The organism is Kribbella sp. NBC_01505 (genome assembly GCF_045040285.1).
GTDB lineage: Bacteria > Actinomycetota > Actinomycetes > Propionibacteriales > Kribbellaceae > Kribbella.
The window spans coordinates 1,227,224-1,242,348 of sequence record NZ_CP109425.1; the positions used below are offsets into that span (position 1 = coordinate 1,227,224).

Consider the following 15,125-nt stretch of genomic DNA (forward strand, 5'->3'; position numbering starts at 1 on the left):
GACCGATGGAGATCGAGAACAGGGTCAAGGTCGTGCTCGCCAAGGTGCTCGACAACGGCACCACGCCCGAGGAGATCGGCCCCGGCGCGGACCTGGTCGAGGAGTACGGCCTGGACTCGCTGCAGACGATCACCTTCCTGCTGGCGATCGAGGACGAGTTCGACCTCGAGCTCGACTATCCCAACCTGCAGCTGGATGATCTGCGATCGGTGCGGCAGTTCAGCACCTTTGTGGAACGGCTGGCGGCACCCGTGCAATGACGGTTCGATTTGGCACCTTCGACGCGGAGACCTGGTGGCGGCCTGACGACCTGGCCGAGCTGCCATCGGTCGGCTTCGGCGACCCTTCCGTCGACGCGATGGACGAGCTGCTGCTGGGTTTCTGTGCGCCGGGCGACCTGCTCATCACCAGGTACCCGATGCACCCAGATCTCCTGGCTGGGCACGCGGTTCGCCACTTGGCGGTGGACAACCCGGGCCCCGGTCCGGTCGAGCGGTACTTCGGACCCGAGCTGGTTCGCGATGAGCCAGTCGCGCCGTACGCCGTACTTCCGGACACGTCACGGCTGGTCGGCGGGAGCCTGCCGCCGAGCGAGGTCGTTGCCCTGGTCAACTCCAAGACCTGGTCCAACGAGCTGGTGATCGAACTCGGCCTGCCCGGCGCGGGCCGAGTCGTTCACTCGGCCGACGAACTGGTGGAGGCCGTCACCGCGCTCGACTTCCGAGCCCTGGTGAAGGATCCGTACGGCGTCTCGGGCCGCGCGCTGCTCGAGATCTCCACCCCGGGCATCCTGCGGGCGATCGAGCGGGTCCTCCGCAGGCAGGATCGCCGGGTCGAGCTGCTCGTCCAGGAGAAGCTGCCGAAGCTGCACGACTTCTCCGGTCATCTACTGCTCGACCAGGACGGTACGGCGGAGTTCCTCGGTCTGCAGCAGATGACCAACAAGGGCTTTCGCCATCTCGGCTCGCACCGCCCACCGGCGGCGCTCGTCGACGAAGGCTGGTACGCCGACTCGCTGGCCGGCGTGACCGACGCGCTCACGAAGGCCGGCTACTGGGGACCGGTCGGGGTGGACGCGATGCTGCTCACCGACGGCAGCATCGTCCCGGTGCTCGAAATCAACGCCCGCCAGTCCCTGGGTCTGCTGACCCTGCACCTGGACCGGCGGACCGACCTGACCGCGCACCTGTGGCAGGTCGAACTGAATGTTGCTCCAGGCAAGGGAATTGCCGACGTGCTGACCGCCTTCGACGGTCTGCTCAGCACCGGCGACGGGCCCGGCGTACAGGTGCTGAACGGAAGCACCCTCGCCGCGCCCGGTGGCCGGGTGTACCTAGCGATCTTCTGCCGTCCGGACGACCTCGGCCAGTGGCAACGCCGCTTGGTGACCGCGGTCGACTCCGCCGGCCTGACACCACGAGGGATGACCACCGATGCCGCTTGAGATAGGGCTGATCGGAGCCACCGGGATCGCTGCCCGCACCATGCTGGCCCCGGCCACCACGGCGAACGCCCATGTCCGCGCGGTCGCCGCCAGCGACGCCGTACGGGCCAAGGAGTTCGCCAACCAGCACGGGATCGAGGTCGTCCACGAGAACTACGCCGCGCTCCTCGCCGACCCGTCGGTCGACGCGGTGTACATCTCGCTGCACAACTCTGCCCATCACCGCTGGGCGGTCCGGGCGGCGGTAGCCGGCAAACACGTGATCGTCGAGAAACCTCTCTGTTTGACGGCCGAGGAGGTCGCCGAGCTCGAGTTCGCCGCCGACGGCGTCGTCCAGGTGACCGAGGCGGTCGCGACGGCCAACCACGAGTGGCAGCAGGTCGTCCGCTCCTTCATCGACGACGGCCGGTACGGCGTGCTGCGCGCCGTCCAGACGCGGATGACCTTCGCCGAGCCGCAGCCCGGTGGCTATCGCGACCGGCCCGAGCTGGGCGGTGGCATCTTCTACGACTGCGCGAGCTACTGGCTTCAGGCGATCCAGGCGACGGTCGGTCTGGATTCGGAGACCGACGCGGTCGAGGTGACCGGTGAGTCCGCGTTCGACGGTCCCAACGGCGTGGACAGGTCCTTCCAGGCGACGCTGTCCTGGCCAGAAACCACGGCCACGCTGGAGTGCACCACCGGCCCGACTCACGTCAGCGAACACGTCTTCGAGTTCGAGAAGGCCACGGTCAAGCTCCGCAACTTCCTCCGCCCGGTGCTGGGCGCCGTACCCCTCAATCTGGTGGTCACCCCCACGGACGGCAACCGTGAGGTGATCAGCTTCGCCCCGGTCGCCTACTACGAACGCCAGCTGACGAACTTCGTCGACGGTGGTTCGGGCCTGGCCGATGCCATCCCCCGGATCGAACTGATGGGTGCCATCTACGCCGACGCCCGCCGCCGAAAGGCCACCCTGTGAACCCCAAAGAGCTGCTGGTCGCCGCCGGCCGCAATCCGGACGATCTGACCGCGGTCACCGAGCTTGCCGACGGCACGTACAACACAGTCCATCGGCTTGAGCTGACTAGCGGCGACCTGGTCCTCAAGGTCGCGCCAACGGGTCCAGGGCTCACCTACGAACAGGACCTCATCCAGACCGAAGCTGCGTTCTACCAAGCGGCGTTGGGCAAAGCGCCGGTTCCCGAGGTGGTCCACTCCGGTCCGGACTTCCTCCTGATGACCGCACTCCCCGGTGTAACTCTCCACAGCGTCTCCGCCGATCGAGCGCAGTACCAGCGTGAGCTCGGCGCCATCGTCTCGAGCCTGCACGAGGTCACCGGCACCGAAGGCTTCGGCTACCCGCAGCGTGGTCTCAAGAGTTCGTGGAGCGCGGCCTTCCTCGGCATGTTCGACGACCTGCTCGCCGACGCCGACCGGTACGACGTCGCGCTCCCGGCCAAGGTGTCCCGGCAGCTCGTGACCGACCGCACCGCCCTGCTCGACTCCGTCGCCGTACCGAGGCTGATCCACTTCGACCTGTGGGACGGCAACATCCTGGTCGAGGACGGCCGGGTGACTGGGCTGATCGACGGTGAGCGCGCGTTCTGGGGCGATCCCGTGGCGGAGTTCGCGTCCTTGGCTCAGTTCCGCGATGTCGACGCGGACCTGATCGCCGGGTACGGCGCGGATGTCGACCGCGAGCGACTAGCCCTGTACCGCGTCTACCTCTACCTGATCATGCTGATCGAGGGGACACCGCGCGGTTCCGAAGGTGCGTGGCACGCCAGTCTGGTCAAGCTGGTCGAGCAGCACCTGGCCCGAGACCTGGCGACGCTGTGATCGAGATCCTGACCTCCGGCGTCGCACTGGGCGTTCACGTTCCCGGTCTGCTGCTGGCGGACCGCATCCGTGAGCAGGGCGGCCAAGTCTCCGTCTCGGTTCTAGAGCGGCTCATGCCTGCCAAAACTCTGGAGACCACAGCCCAGTCCAAGCTGGCGTTCCACCGCGACTTCCGTGTCGCCATGGCCGGTCAGAAGCTCGCCGGAAACGCCTCCCGCGCAGCGGACCCCGCAGCGGTCGCCGCACTCTACGCAGGTTGGGAGGAACGCGGGGTGACGCGCTTCATCGTCTTCTCCGGGTTCTGGCTCACCCTGCTCACCGAGTACGTCGAACAGCACGGACCGGTCGAAGTAGACATCTGCCACGTGGACTCGGTCGTCTCACCGTCCTTCCAGAAGGTCGGTACGCCGCCGTACCCGGTCCGGCACGTCAAGCTGGCGGATGCGGACGCCGGCACGATTCCCTGCAGCATCCCGGTCAGCCGGGACGCACCGATCCCCTGGGCCAACCGAGACCGCCGACTGCTCGTGCACGGTGGCGGCTGGGGTATGGGCACCTACCGCGAGTACGCCGCGGAGCTCAGCACCGTCGGGTTCGCTCTGGACGTGGTCGCGTACGAGAAGCAGGACCTGACCTCAGACGGCGTCCGGTACTTCATGATCGACCCGGACTGGCACCCGTGGCTCGACGACGGCTATCCCCCGTTCGGACTCGCTGGTGAGGCGTTCGAACAGCGCACTGGCCACCATGGCTCGTTCGACCTGTGTCGCCAAGCACTGGCCGCCGTCAGCAAGCCCGGCGGCGGCACTCTGCTGGACTCGCTGTGGTCGGCAACCCCACTCGTGCTGCTGGAACCATTCGGCGCCCACGAGCAGCGCAACGCGGACCTGTGGATCTCACTCGGCTATGGCATCGCCTTCGAGGACTGGGCCCGCAAGGACTTCGCAGTCGAGGTGCTGGAGGACCTGCACGAGGCACTGCTCAAGGCGGAGGTGCCTGACTATTCGGAGGCGCTGCTGTGATCCTTCCGACCTCGCTGTGGCAGACCTTCGCACTCCACCTCGATTCACAACGACCTGGGTTCGCCCGCGGTCCGTGGTTCACCATGAACGCCGTACTCGAGCTGGATGGCGCTCTGGACCACAGCGCGCTCGCGACTGCTTTCGACGAGCTGCAGCGGCGGCACGACGTACTGCGCACTGAAATCACTGACGGCCAGCTGGTCCATCCGCAGCCAACGGCTGAGCTGGAGCTGGTCGATGCGGTCGAGACGCATGCCGAGGTACCACTCGCAGCACCAGTCCGGCTGCGGCTTGCGGGTAACCGGCTCGCACTACACCTGCACCACATGATCGCCGACCCGGTGACCCTCTGGACCACGCTGGACGAGCTGGCCAGGCTCTACTCCGACCCTGACACACCGCCACCGGCAGCGCAGTACGCCGACTACACGCTCAACGAAGCCGCACTAGTCGAGCAGCAACGCGGTCCGGCCAGCGACTGGTGGCAGGCCCGGATCGCCAACGCCAAACCCTGCCCGCAACCCCCGGCCCAGCCAGCCAAGCAGTTTGCCTACCGCGAACAGCTACTCAGCTCTACCGAGCTGGCTGCGGTAGACCAGCGAACCCTGCGACAGCGCAGTACGCCGCTCGTCACGTTGCTGGCCGCATTGGCCACCGGAATGACGCCGTACGTCGGCACCGGAGACACCCTGGTGTTCAACACCCTGTTCAGCAAGCGGGACCGACCACAGTGGCAGCGGGTCCTGGGCCCGTGCATAGTGCCGTCTGCACTCGCCATCCCGCTCGAGGCCGACATCCCCGCAGTCCGGGACGCAGTGGTCGGCTGCAGCCGCTATGCGCGCTTCCCCGTCCTCGAAGCCCAGGTCCCGGCCAGGTCGCCGTTCTTCGAGTACGTCCCCCAAGCCTGGCCGTCCGGCTATGACTTCGGCCCAGTACGCGCTGAGGTCGCCGCCGTGGCCGGCCCCAAGGACACCGGCCTGGCCGACATCCTTGGGATCCGCCTCCGCCCCACGATGGACAACGCCCTCACCGGACACTTCAGCGGCGACGGGACGGACTGGACCGAGCCCCTGGTCTCGCAATTGTGTGCAGGCGTCCGCAACCACCTACTGGCCGAGTGAGAAGTTCCCGACCAGTACGCCGCTCGGGTCCAGCTGCTGCTTGATCTCCCGCAGCCGGAGGAGATCCGACTCGCCAAAAGCATCCGCCAACGAGTCGTCCGTGCCCAGCATCGACGGCACAGTCCCACCCGACCGCCACGGACCGACCGCGTCGATCAGCGCCCCGAGCGCCTCCCGCGCCGGCTGCTCGAACTCCGGGAAGGGCAGGATCGACAGGGCGGTCAGGACGTACTGTCCGGCGGGGTCTGCCGACGCGACACCTGGCCGGGTTGCCGCGGTAGCGCCCCGCAGATGCCGGAGCTGCACCTGGAAGATCGGTGACGGCTGCCCGGCGTGCTTGAGCAACACACCGATCAACTCGGGCGTCAGCTCCTCGAAGCTGGCCCCGTTGACCACGACCGCAGTGGGCTGCACCGGCTCCTGGGTGATGTCGGCCATCGACCCGGCAGTCTGCGGTCCGACCGAGTCGACAACCGCCGTACCGGCTGCACGGATCGGAGCGAGCGCCGCCTGCAGCGCGTCCGCGCCGTACGGGACCGCGCCGTCGATCATGCAGAACGACTGGCCCCGGATCGGCTCCGGCATGAACGGTGCGTCCGGGAAGTGCACCAGATAGGCCCACAGCGTCACCTGTTCGGCCGCCGCCTCAGTGGCCTGCTGGTACGCCGCCAGTACGGCCTCAGCCTGCCCGATCGGGAACATGAGTCGGCCACCCGTGAGTTCTTCGGCGGGGAACAGGTCGACCTCGACCGAGGTGACAACGGCGAAGTTGCCACCGCCCCCGCGCAGCGCCCACATCAGGTCCGGGTCGGTGGAGTCATCGATCCAGCGCCGCGCACCGGTCGCGTCCACGACCTCAGCGGCCCGCAGGCTGTTCGCACCCATGCCGTACGGACGGGTGAACCAGGACATGCCGCCACCGGTGCAGAAGCCGACGACCGAGACGTCACCGGTCGAGCCGAGCAGCCCGGTCAGCCCCGTTCCGTCCAGCGCCGACTGCAAGGCACCCCACCGCACCCCTGCACCGACCCGGGCGATCCGAGCGTGCGAGTCGACCCACACCTCGGTCAGCGCGTTCGTCCGCAGCACGATCGTGCCGTTCAGAGCACCGGTCGCGCCGTGCCCACCCGCCTGCGCCGCGACCTTCAGACCGTGCGCGGCGGCGAACGCCACGGTCAGTTCCACATCACTTGCTCCAGCAGCCTCGACAACAGCCACCGGCTGCTGGTCGACGGCCAGGTTCCACGCCGTTCGCACGGCCTCCCAGTCCGCCTCGCCGGGAACAACGACCCGGCCGGTCAGGACCTCGCGCAATGGTTCGATCATGTCACCAAGCGTCACCCGGGTGCCTGTCCGTCCACCACCCCAACTTTCTGGGGTTCTTGTTGCCGCAGGCATCTGCCCATACTGGAGGGGTGAAGACGTATCACGCCGAGTCCGCGCGCGCCGGGCTCGAAGCGGCTGCGGATGCCGGGCTGTCGTGGGAAGAGTTCTGCTACGCCGCGATCGAGCTGCTCGAACGGGCGATCCCCTTCGACTCGATCTGCGTCGGGACGGCCGACCCCGCGACCAACCTGCTCAGCGGCCGGGTGATGCTCAACCTGCAGCACTCCGACGAACACACGTTCGTGGAGTACGAGTACGAGATCGCCGACTTCAACCACTTCGCCGATCTGGCCCGCCGCGACGTCGCGGTCGGCATCCTCGACGACGCCACCGAAGGCAACACCCTGCACAGCCCGCGTCAGCGCGACTACCTGCCGAGCGTCGGCATCGAGCACGAACTCCGCAGCGCGATGCGGAGCGGCGGCCGGATGTGGGGGGTCTGCTCGCTCTACCGCTCCGCCGGCCGCGTCGGGTTCTCACCCGCCGAGAGCCAGTTCATGCATCGGATCGAGACCAGCATGACGCTGGGGTTGCGGCGCGGGCTGCTGGTGTCCGGCACCGAGCAGGCGACCAGCGATCCCTCGGCGGGCGTGGTGATCTTCGACGACCGGAACCAGGTCGTCTCGGCCACCGGCACGGCCGAACAGCGGATCGCCGACCTCGGCGGCGACCTCTGGCAGCGCCTGCCGTCGTCGGTCACCACCGTCGCCGCGGCGGCCCGCGCGGTCGCAGCCGGATCCACCACCTACGTGCCGAGCCTGCGGATGCGGGCCCGCTCCGGCGAGTGGCTGTCCCTGCACGGTACGCCGATCCGCGACCGCGACGGGCTCACCGGTCAGATCGCGGTGACGATCGAGAGTGCCGGAGCCGCGAAGGTGATTCCGCTGATCGTCGCCGCGTACGGACTGACCGACCGCGAGCAGGACGTCGTACAGCAGGTCCTGCTCGGCGACAGTACGAACCAGATCGCCGCCGCGCTGCACCTGTCGCCGTACACGGTGCAGGACTATCTGAAGGTCATCTTCGACAAGGTCGGCGTCTCGAGCCGGCGCGAGCTGACGTCGAAGATCTTCTTCAGCCAGTACGCCGGCCGCTTCGGCCGCAGTCTCGGCACCGACGGCTTCTTCGCCGAGTAGCGGTGTAGGTGGGGTTTCCACCACCATCGCCGACGACCCAGCACCCTGGGGCGCGGCGCCGCCGATCCGTAGCGTCCTGAGCATGACGAAGAAGCGGCACGAAGCCGTGCTCCCGAGCGAGCATTCGGTGGTTCTCTCCGACGTACGACGGGTCTACGGTCGTGGCGGCAATTCCGTGACCGCGCTCGACGGGGTCAGCATCGGTTTCGGACGCGGCACGTTCACCGCGGTGATGGGGCCGTCCGGTTCCGGCAAGAGCACCTTCCTGCACTGCGCGGCCGGGCTCGACCAGCCCACCTCGGGCTCGGTCATGATCGACGGCCTACCGCTGGCCGGGATGAAGGAGCGCCAGCTCACCGAGCTCCGCCGCGAGCGGATCGGCTTCGTGTTCCAGTCCTTCAACCTGCTGCCCGCGCTGACCGTCTGGCAGAACGTCGTACTCCCGCAGGAGCTCGACGGCCGCCGGCCGAACAAGACCGCGGTCCGCGACGTCCTCGAGCGCGTCGGCCTCAGTGACAAGCAGAAGAACCGCCCCGGCGAACTCTCCGGCGGCCAGCAGCAGCGCGTCGCGATCGCCCGCGCACTGGTCGCACGCCCGGCGGTGATCTTCGCCGACGAGCCCACCGGCGCCCTCGACACCCAGACCGCGGCCGACGTCCTCGAGCTGCTGCGCGAGCCGGTCCGCACCCAGGGGCAGACCGTCGTGATGGTCACCCACGATCCGGTCGCCGCGTCGTACGCCGACCAGGTCGTGTTCCTCGCCGACGGCCGCCTCGCCGGCAGCCTGATCGCCCCGACCGCCGAACAGGTCGCCGACCGGATGACCCACCTCGGCGCGCGCGGCAAGCTGGCGGTGGCCGGATGATGCGCCTCGCCATCCGTACCCTGCGCTTCCGCAAGGGCGGGTTCATCGCCACTTTCGTCGCGGTCGTCTTCGGTACGGCGATCGTGATGGCCTGCGGCGGTCTGATGGAGACCGGGATCCGCTCGAACGTGGCTCCCGAACGATTTGCCGCTGCTCCGATCGTGGTCAGCGGGCCGCAGTCGCACAAGCCGGCGGGGGCCGACGAGGACCTCGACGCGTTTCCGCTGACCGAGGTCGCCGGTGTACCGGCCGACCTGCTCACCAAGATTCGTGCGGTCGAGGGTGTCACCGGGGTGATCGGCGACCGCAGTTTCCCGGCACCGATCGTCACGCCATCCGGACCAGTTGTTGCCGAAGGCCACAATTGGGCGAGCGTCGCGTTGGCGCCGTACCAGCTGATGAGCGGTCGGGCGCCTGGCGTCGGCGAGGTCGTCAGCGCTGGCGCCAAGGTCGGTTCTAAAGTGAGCGTCCTGGTGCACGGCGTACCGCAGAGCTTCACCGTCAGCGGGACCGCAACCGGCCCAGCCGGTCACACCTTCTTCAGTGAGCGCGACGCAACCCGGCTCGCCCCGAAGGCCGATCGGTACGCCGCGATCGGCGTACTGGTTGCTCCGGGCACCGACCTCGACGCGGTCGGCGAGCGGATCGAGGCGCTCGGGGATCTGACCGTCCGCACCGGGATCGACCGCGGGCTGGCCGAGCACCCCGGCACCGGGATCCAGCGGACCGCGCTGATCTCGATCGCGGGCTCGTTCGGCGGGATCGCGGTGATGACGATGATGTTCGTCGTCGCGTCCACGCTGGCACTGTCCGCCCAGCACCGCGAGCGCGAGTTCGCCCTGCTGCGTGGGATCGGGACCACCCCCGGTCAGGTACGGCGGATGATCCTCGGCGAAGGCATGCTCGTCGCCCTGCCGGCCGTTGCCTTCGGCATCCTGCCCGGAATGCTGCTCGGCCGGTTCCTGTTCGACCAGCTCGCGGAACACGGCGTCGCCTCGCCGCTGATCACCTTCTACCAAGGCCTGATTCCGTTCGCGGCCGGTGCCGGCGGGGCTGTGCTCGCGGTGATCGGTGCGGCACTGATCGCGGCTCGCAAGTCGGCGAAGATCAAGCCGGTGCAGGCGCTGATGGAGTCGTCGCTGCAGCGGAAGTGGTTCAGCTGGGTGCGGCTGATCGCCGGGCTGCTGTTCCTCGGCGGCGGTATGGCCCTGCTGATCGTCACCGCAACCGTCATGGTCGGCCCGCTGGCCGGCGCGACCGCCGGTCCGTCCGTACTTTGCTGGGCAATCGGGGTCGCGCTGCTCGGCCCGTTCTGGACCAAGCTCGCGCTCGCACTGTGGCGCTGGCCGGTCCAGCTGCTGAGCCGTGTCAACGGCCGGCTGGCGATCCGGAACGTCTCCGTCCGCTCGGTCGCGATGTCGGCCGCGGTGATGCCGGTGATGCTTGCCGTCGGCATCTCGACCGCGAACCTCTACATGCAGACCACCCAGGTCGACGCCTCCGCCAAAGCCTTCACCCGCGACCTCAACGCCGACATCGTCCTGACCTCGACCGTCGGTATGGCGCCTCAGCTGGTCGAGCAGGTCCGTTCAGTCCCCGGTGTGGCCGGTGCGTCGGCGTACGTCCGCAGTACCGGCGTCATCGACGAACCCCAAGGCGCACCCCTCGACGACGACGGCGCCCCACTGATCGGCATCGACGCCCAAGGCCCGAACGGTACGGCGCCGGTCCGTCTCACCGCGGGATCCCTGTCCGGCTTGACCGGATCGACCGTCGCACTCCCCGAGTACATCGCCCAGAAGATCAACCGCGGCGTCGGCTCGACGATCACCATGACGCTGGGCGACGGCACATCGGAAACCCTCCGCGTGGTCGCGATCTTCGCCGCCGAACGCGGCTACGAAAGCATCGTCCTCCCGTCAGCCCTGGTCACCGCCCACACCACCGACGGTCTGATCCGCCAGATCCTGGTCCGCACCACCCCCGGAGCCCAGGTCACTCCAGCGCTGACCAAACTCGCCGCCACGCACCCCGGCGTACAGGTCGCTGATCGTGAAGCCCTCGTCTCCGCCAACGCCGAAGACCAGAAAACCCAAGCCTGGGTCAACTACATGCTCGTCGGCATGCTCATCGCCTACACCGCGGTCTCGGTCGTCAACACCCTCGTCTCCACCACCCTCCGCCGGCGCCGCGAATTCGCCCTCCAACGCCTCACCGGCTCCACCCGCAACCAGGTCCTCCGCATGCTCACCGCCGAAAGCACCCTCATCACCCTCTCCGGCATCACCCTAGGCACCCTGGTAGCCCTGGCCTCCCTCCTCCCCTACGCCTCCAAAGTCGCCAACTCCCTCCCCACCGGCCCCCTCTGGATCTACCTCCTCATCATCACCGCCGCCACCACCCTCACCTTCACCTCAACCCTCCTCCCAGCCGCCCTCACCCTCCGCCACTCCCCCACCCAACCCACCCACGCCGACTAGTTATCCACAACCCCTCCTGCAGCAGTACGCCGCTTGCCCCATGCTGGGGTGGATGGACTGGTGGTGGCACCGACAACTAACCGAACAAGGAATCCAGGCGGTGATCCGGAGCCAGCACCAGATCGTGTCGCGGGTCCAGTTGCTCGCTGCGGGCTGGACCACCGACCGCATCAGGCACCGGATCCGCAACCGTCGCTGGCAGACCATCCACCCCGGCGTCTACTCCACTCACAGCGGCCCCCTCGGGTACGACGAACGCCTCATCGCCGCCCTCTTGCACGCCGGCCCCGACGCCGCCTGGAGTCACTACACCGCAGCCGAACAACTCGGGCTCCTCAAGCCTTCCCCGGATCGGCCCGTCCACGTGGCCGTCCCCGACCACCGCAACCTGAGCCGACGCCCCGGCCTCGTCATCCACCGCGACATCCACTGGGCCGACCGACTCGCGCGCTCCACGCCACCCCGCCGTACTGCGGCCCACGCGGTACTCGACATCGTCGGCATCAGCCGAACGCTCGACCAGGCAGCCGCGATCATCGCCGAAGCCTGCCAATCCGGCCGAGTACACCCCGGCGACATCGCCACCGCCCTGACCACCCGAGGCCGACTCCGCCACGGTCGCCTGCTCCGACCGATCCTCACCGACGTCGCCGCCGGCACGCACTCCTTGCTCGAACTCCGCTACCTCCACAACGTCGAACGCCGCCACGGCCTCCCCACCGGCCACCGCCAACGGGCCATCGACCGCGAGTTCACCGACGTGTACTACGAAGGCTTCGGCCTGGACGTAGAACTGGACGGCCGCCTCCACCTCGTCCCCAACCAACGCTGGCGAGACCTCGACCGCGACAACCGAGCCACCCTCCGAGCCGAAACCACCCTCCGCTACGGCTGGCTCGACATCACCGCCCGCCCCTGCGCAGCCGCCGTACAAATCCTCAAGATCCTCCGCCGCACCAACCCCCACCTACCCGCCCACCCCTGCAGCCCCACCTGCCCAGTCCGCTAACCGGTGGATTTTCGTCGCGGAGCACCCAAAATCCACCGGATAGCGCGAGATCCTGCACCTCGGCCACAGCCCGGTCAGGCTCAGGCATCGGGATCGCGGTCGCCGGGCTCGCCAGTCGGCTCAGCCATGCGCTCTGCTCGCCGTGCTGGGTTGTCGGCTGCTCTTGGCGGTTGGGCGGGGTGAGACCGAAATGGCCTCGGCCGGGGGCGTGGGTTTGTGGTTGCTCGCCGCGACCGGCCGATCTGAAAGACAGCATGGCTGGGCGCCGCGGTGGCTGGGGTGGATGGCGAGGCCGGTTCCCGCGTTTCCGTTGCCTGGGGTTGACGGGCGTTGGTTGCGGATCAAGAGGTGCGCCGACCAGTAGCTGCTCCGACCTCGCCGCGCGCTGTCGCAGGCCCGCGTTCGTTAACCGGTGGATTTTCGTCACAGGACACCCAAAATCCACCGAATAGCGCGGGATCGCCTGCCTGGTTTCGTTAGCCGGTGGATTTTCGTCGCGGAGCACCCACAATCCACCGGATAGCGCGAGATCCTGCACCTCAGCCACAGCCCGGTCAGGCTCAGGCATCGGGAATCGCGGTCGCCGGCCTCGGCATTCGGCTCAGCCATGCGCTCTGCTCGCCGTGCTGGGTTGTCGGCTGGCCTTGGCGGTCGGGCGGGGTACAGACCGAAAGGGCCTCGGCCGGGGGCGTGGGTTTGTGGTTGCTCGCCGCGACCGGCCGACCTGAAAAGACAGCATGGCTGGGCGCCGCAGTCGCTGGGGTGGATGGCGAGGCCGGTTCCCGCGTTCGCGTTGCCTGGGGCTGGCGGGCTTTGGTTGCGGGCGGGAAAGACGCCGGCGACCACGTTCCCGTCGCCTTTCGGTTGCTGTCCGGTGCGGGCGATTTCGGGGGTTATCCGTTCAGGTTGCTCCTTCTCCGGGCGCAGGCAGGCGGGAGAAGGGGCAAATTCCGGGGTTATCCGTTCAAATTACGCGCGGGGGTGGGTGCCTGGTTTCGTTAGCCGGTGGATTTTCGTCGCGGGGCACCCACAATCCACCGGATAGCGCGGGATCGCCTGCCTGGTTTCCCTTCTGGCTAGGGGTTTTGGGCTTGGCAGGTTAGGAGTAAGGGGATGGGGTCGCCGGGGAGGCGCCAGAGGTGGTCGGGGGTTTGGGTCATGGTGGGGCGGCGTTGGCGGAGGTCTACCGGGAGTTCGTTGAGGCGGGTGATTTGGAGGCCGGCGGTGATGAGGGCGTTGACGAGGCCGCTGATGGTCCAGGGCCAGGTGGTTTGGGTGTGGGGTTCGATTGGTTGGCCGGTGTAGCTGGTGGTGACTTGGGTTTCGCGAGGCGCGGTGCGGAAGTAGGAGGACGTGACGCGGAGGTCGTCGTCGACCTGGCCTTGCTGGGGGTGGAATTCGGCGACGAAGAGTGTGCCGCCCGGTCGCAGGAGGCGCGCTACGACGCGCGCCCATTCGTCGAGGTCTGGCAACCACACCAGTACGCCGTACGTCGCGATCACGATGTCGTACTGCTCATCCAGTACATCCGCCGCGTCGTACACGTCCGCCTGCACGAATCGGGCGGGCAACCCGACCTCGGTTGCCAGCCGCCGGGCCGCCGCGATGGCTTCGCCGGAGAAGTCCAGGCCGGTGACCTCGGCGCCGAGTCGGGCCCAGGACAACGTGTCGAGGCCGAAGTGGCACATCAGGTGGAGTAGTCGCTTGCCCTGTACGTCGCCCAGCGCCTCGAGCTCGAACGGCCGCAGCGAACTGCCGCCCGCGCGGAAGCCGTCCACGTCGTACAGGCTCGCGCCGTTCGAATGGGCCTCGGCTCGGAGGTCCCAGCCGGCCCGGTTCTGTTCCACGCGCTCATCCATGCCGCCACGGTAGATCCCGCCTCGATCACCCGCGACCAGGTTGCCCCAAAGGGCCTTCGGCCTCGATGGAATTGGTTGCCCACAATCAGCTGCGGCCCGAGAGTCGAAGGCATGAAGACACTGGGGAAACTGGCCCTTGCCGCCGCTGCGTTGACGACCATGGCGCTGCCCGCGTCCGCTGCCGCACCGCCTCCGCATCTGACCGTGCACTGCAAGGTGTTCGGCGAGGTGGTGTCCGGCCCCTACGGCGTCAGCAACATCTGGTACTTCGTCACCGACAACAACACCCACAGGCAGAGCTACGTGAGCGACGCCTACCTGGACCTCGACGAGAGCAAATACCCCAACTGCTAGTGCGCCGGTGTGGGTTCGGCGACGGGCTGCAGGGCGATCGTGGTGGCCTGGATGATGCCGGCGTTGGCGCGCAGCCAACTAGCCAGCACGACCTGCAGGTCTTCGAGGTCACGCTCTTCCAGGATCACGCCAGGCACCGGCACGCTCGCGCCGAGCTCAGCCAGCACCGGCCGCAGGTGCTGATCCGCGAGCAGTTTGTGGCTCGGCGCAGCAGACACAGTGACCGGTACGACGACCGCGCCGGCCAGCGCGCGAGCCGGCAGCACGTCCAGGAAGCTCTTGAGCAGCCCGGTGTAACTCCCCTTGTAGACGGGAGTCGCGATCACGATCACCGACGCCGAAGCCGCCAGCTCGATCGCGCTCTCCAATGCGATCCGGTCTGCCTCCGAAGCCGCGTCGCCCTGGAAGATCGCCGGGGCGATCGTCACCAGGTCGACGAGCTCGTCGATCCGGTACGGCGTTCCGAGCTCGGAGGCGAGTAGTTCCGCGACCGAGGCCGCCGCGGCCGCCGTCCGGGAACCGGCCTTCGGGTTGCCGACCACGGTGACCACCGACTGCGGCCACACCGGCGGATCCGGGACGACCTGCGGTTCGAACGCGATTGAGGGCATCTGACCCAGCTCCTGAC

Annotated in this window: 14 protein-coding genes; 11 read left to right on the forward strand and 3 right to left on the reverse strand. The window is 68.2% G+C overall.

Annotated features, from left to right (window positions below; all coding sequences use genetic code 11):
- The first annotated feature begins 5 nt into the window (after window positions 1–5).
- Genes OG474_RS05480 through OG474_RS05505 form a run of 6 tightly spaced genes read left to right on the forward strand, consistent with a single transcriptional unit; the run spans window position 6 to window position 5,408 of the window.
- On the forward strand, window positions 6–260 hold the full coding sequence (locus OG474_RS05480; protein WP_405061092.1) for an acyl carrier protein: 255 nt from the start codon (window positions 6–8) through the stop codon (window positions 258–260).
- Window positions 257–1,444: a hypothetical protein gene (locus tag OG474_RS05485; RefSeq protein ID WP_405061093.1), complete on the forward strand. Its 1,188-nt coding sequence runs from the start codon at window positions 257–259 to the stop codon at window positions 1,442–1,444. Before OG474_RS05480 ends, OG474_RS05485 begins: the two co-directional genes overlap by 4 nt.
- Window positions 1,434–2,405, forward strand: a complete 972-nt coding sequence (locus OG474_RS05490) for a Gfo/Idh/MocA family protein (RefSeq protein ID WP_405061094.1) — start codon at window positions 1,434–1,436, stop codon at window positions 2,403–2,405. Before OG474_RS05485 ends, OG474_RS05490 begins: the two co-directional genes overlap by 11 nt.
- Entirely contained in the window at window positions 2,402–3,265 is an 864-nt protein-coding gene (locus tag OG474_RS05495) for an aminoglycoside phosphotransferase family protein (RefSeq protein ID WP_405061095.1), read from the forward strand. The genes OG474_RS05490 and OG474_RS05495 overlap by 4 nt, the downstream gene beginning before the upstream one ends.
- Window positions 3,262–4,287, forward strand: coding sequence for a hypothetical protein (locus OG474_RS05500; RefSeq protein ID WP_405061096.1), 1,026 nt, complete (start codon window positions 3,262–3,264; stop codon window positions 4,285–4,287). The genes OG474_RS05495 and OG474_RS05500 overlap by 4 nt, the downstream gene beginning before the upstream one ends.
- Window positions 4,284–5,408: a condensation domain-containing protein gene (locus tag OG474_RS05505; protein ID WP_405061097.1), complete on the forward strand. Its 1,125-nt coding sequence runs from the start codon at window positions 4,284–4,286 to the stop codon at window positions 5,406–5,408. The genes OG474_RS05500 and OG474_RS05505 overlap by 4 nt, the downstream gene beginning before the upstream one ends.
- Here the strand turns inward: OG474_RS05505 and OG474_RS05510 are convergent.
- Complete coding sequence (locus tag OG474_RS05510) at window positions 5,394–6,734, reverse strand: FAD-binding oxidoreductase (RefSeq protein ID WP_405061098.1); 1,341 nt, start codon at window positions 6,732–6,734, stop codon at window positions 5,394–5,396. The two genes, OG474_RS05505 and OG474_RS05510, sit on opposite strands and share 15 nt — an antisense overlap.
- Before the next feature lie 89 nt (window positions 6,735–6,823).
- Here OG474_RS05510 and OG474_RS05515 point away from each other — a divergent pair, with 89 nt between their 5' ends.
- The 4 genes from OG474_RS05515 to OG474_RS05530 all read left to right on the forward strand — a co-directional run bounded on the left by OG474_RS05515 (window position 6,824) and on the right by OG474_RS05530 (window position 12,284).
- On the forward strand, window positions 6,824–7,930 hold the full coding sequence (locus OG474_RS05515; protein WP_405061099.1) for a helix-turn-helix transcriptional regulator: 1,107 nt from the start codon (window positions 6,824–6,826) through the stop codon (window positions 7,928–7,930).
- 82 nt (window positions 7,931–8,012) lie between these two features.
- Complete coding sequence (locus OG474_RS05520; protein ID WP_405061100.1) at window positions 8,013–8,795, forward strand: ABC transporter ATP-binding protein; 783 nt, start codon at window positions 8,013–8,015, stop codon at window positions 8,793–8,795.
- Complete coding sequence (locus tag OG474_RS05525; protein WP_405061101.1) at window positions 8,792–11,275, forward strand: FtsX-like permease family protein; 2,484 nt, start codon at window positions 8,792–8,794, stop codon at window positions 11,273–11,275. The genes OG474_RS05520 and OG474_RS05525 overlap by 4 nt, the downstream gene beginning before the upstream one ends.
- A 52-nt stretch (window positions 11,276–11,327) precedes the next feature.
- Window positions 11,328–12,284 carry a hypothetical protein gene (locus OG474_RS05530; RefSeq protein ID WP_405061102.1) on the forward strand — a complete coding sequence of 319 codons (957 nt, stop codon included), beginning with the start codon at window positions 11,328–11,330 and terminating at the stop codon, window positions 12,282–12,284.
- Between the two features lie 1,076 nt (window positions 12,285–13,360).
- On the opposite strand, the gene OG474_RS05535 is transcribed toward OG474_RS05530, so the two are convergent.
- Complete coding sequence (locus tag OG474_RS05535; RefSeq protein WP_405061103.1) at window positions 13,361–14,143, reverse strand: class I SAM-dependent methyltransferase; 783 nt, start codon at window positions 14,141–14,143, stop codon at window positions 13,361–13,363.
- A gap of 111 nt (window positions 14,144–14,254) precedes the next feature.
- On the opposite strand from OG474_RS05535, the gene OG474_RS05540 reads away from it, so the two are divergent.
- A complete protein-coding gene (locus OG474_RS05540; RefSeq protein WP_405061104.1) occupies window positions 14,255–14,497 on the forward strand; it encodes a hypothetical protein in 243 nt (80 codons plus the stop codon).
- Here the strand turns inward: OG474_RS05540 and OG474_RS05545 are convergent.
- A complete protein-coding gene (locus tag OG474_RS05545) occupies window positions 14,494–15,108 on the reverse strand; it encodes an NADPH-dependent FMN reductase (RefSeq protein WP_405061105.1) in 615 nt (204 codons plus the stop codon). The genes OG474_RS05540 and OG474_RS05545 overlap by 4 nt on opposite strands.
- Window positions 15,109–15,125: the final 17 nt, after the last annotated feature.

Bases quoted from the DNA above. Each gene is read 5' to 3' on its own strand.
- OG474_RS05480 (WP_405061092.1), top strand. From the start codon at position 6: ATGGAGATCGAGAACAGGGTCAAGGTCGTGCTCGCCAAGGTGCTCGAC.
- OG474_RS05485 (WP_405061093.1), top strand. From the start codon at position 257: ATGACGGTTCGATTTGGCACCTTCGACGCGGAGACCTGGTGGCGGCCT.
- OG474_RS05490 (WP_405061094.1), top strand. From the start codon at position 1,434: ATGCCGCTTGAGATAGGGCTGATCGGAGCCACCGGGATCGCTGCCCGC.
- OG474_RS05510 (WP_405061098.1), bottom strand. From the start codon at position 6,734: ATGATCGAACCATTGCGCGAGGTCCTGACCGGCCGGGTCGTTGTTCCC.
- OG474_RS05520 (WP_405061100.1), top strand. From the start codon at position 8,013: ATGACGAAGAAGCGGCACGAAGCCGTGCTCCCGAGCGAGCATTCGGTG.
- OG474_RS05525 (WP_405061101.1), top strand. From the start codon at position 8,792: ATGATGCGCCTCGCCATCCGTACCCTGCGCTTCCGCAAGGGCGGGTTC.
- OG474_RS05530 (WP_405061102.1), top strand. From the start codon at position 11,328: ATGGACTGGTGGTGGCACCGACAACTAACCGAACAAGGAATCCAGGCG.
- OG474_RS05535 (WP_405061103.1), bottom strand. From the start codon at position 14,143: ATGGATGAGCGCGTGGAACAGAACCGGGCCGGCTGGGACCTCCGAGCC.
- OG474_RS05540 (WP_405061104.1), top strand. From the start codon at position 14,255: ATGAAGACACTGGGGAAACTGGCCCTTGCCGCCGCTGCGTTGACGACC.
- OG474_RS05545 (WP_405061105.1), bottom strand. From the start codon at position 15,108: ATGCCCTCAATCGCGTTCGAACCGCAGGTCGTCCCGGATCCGCCGGTG.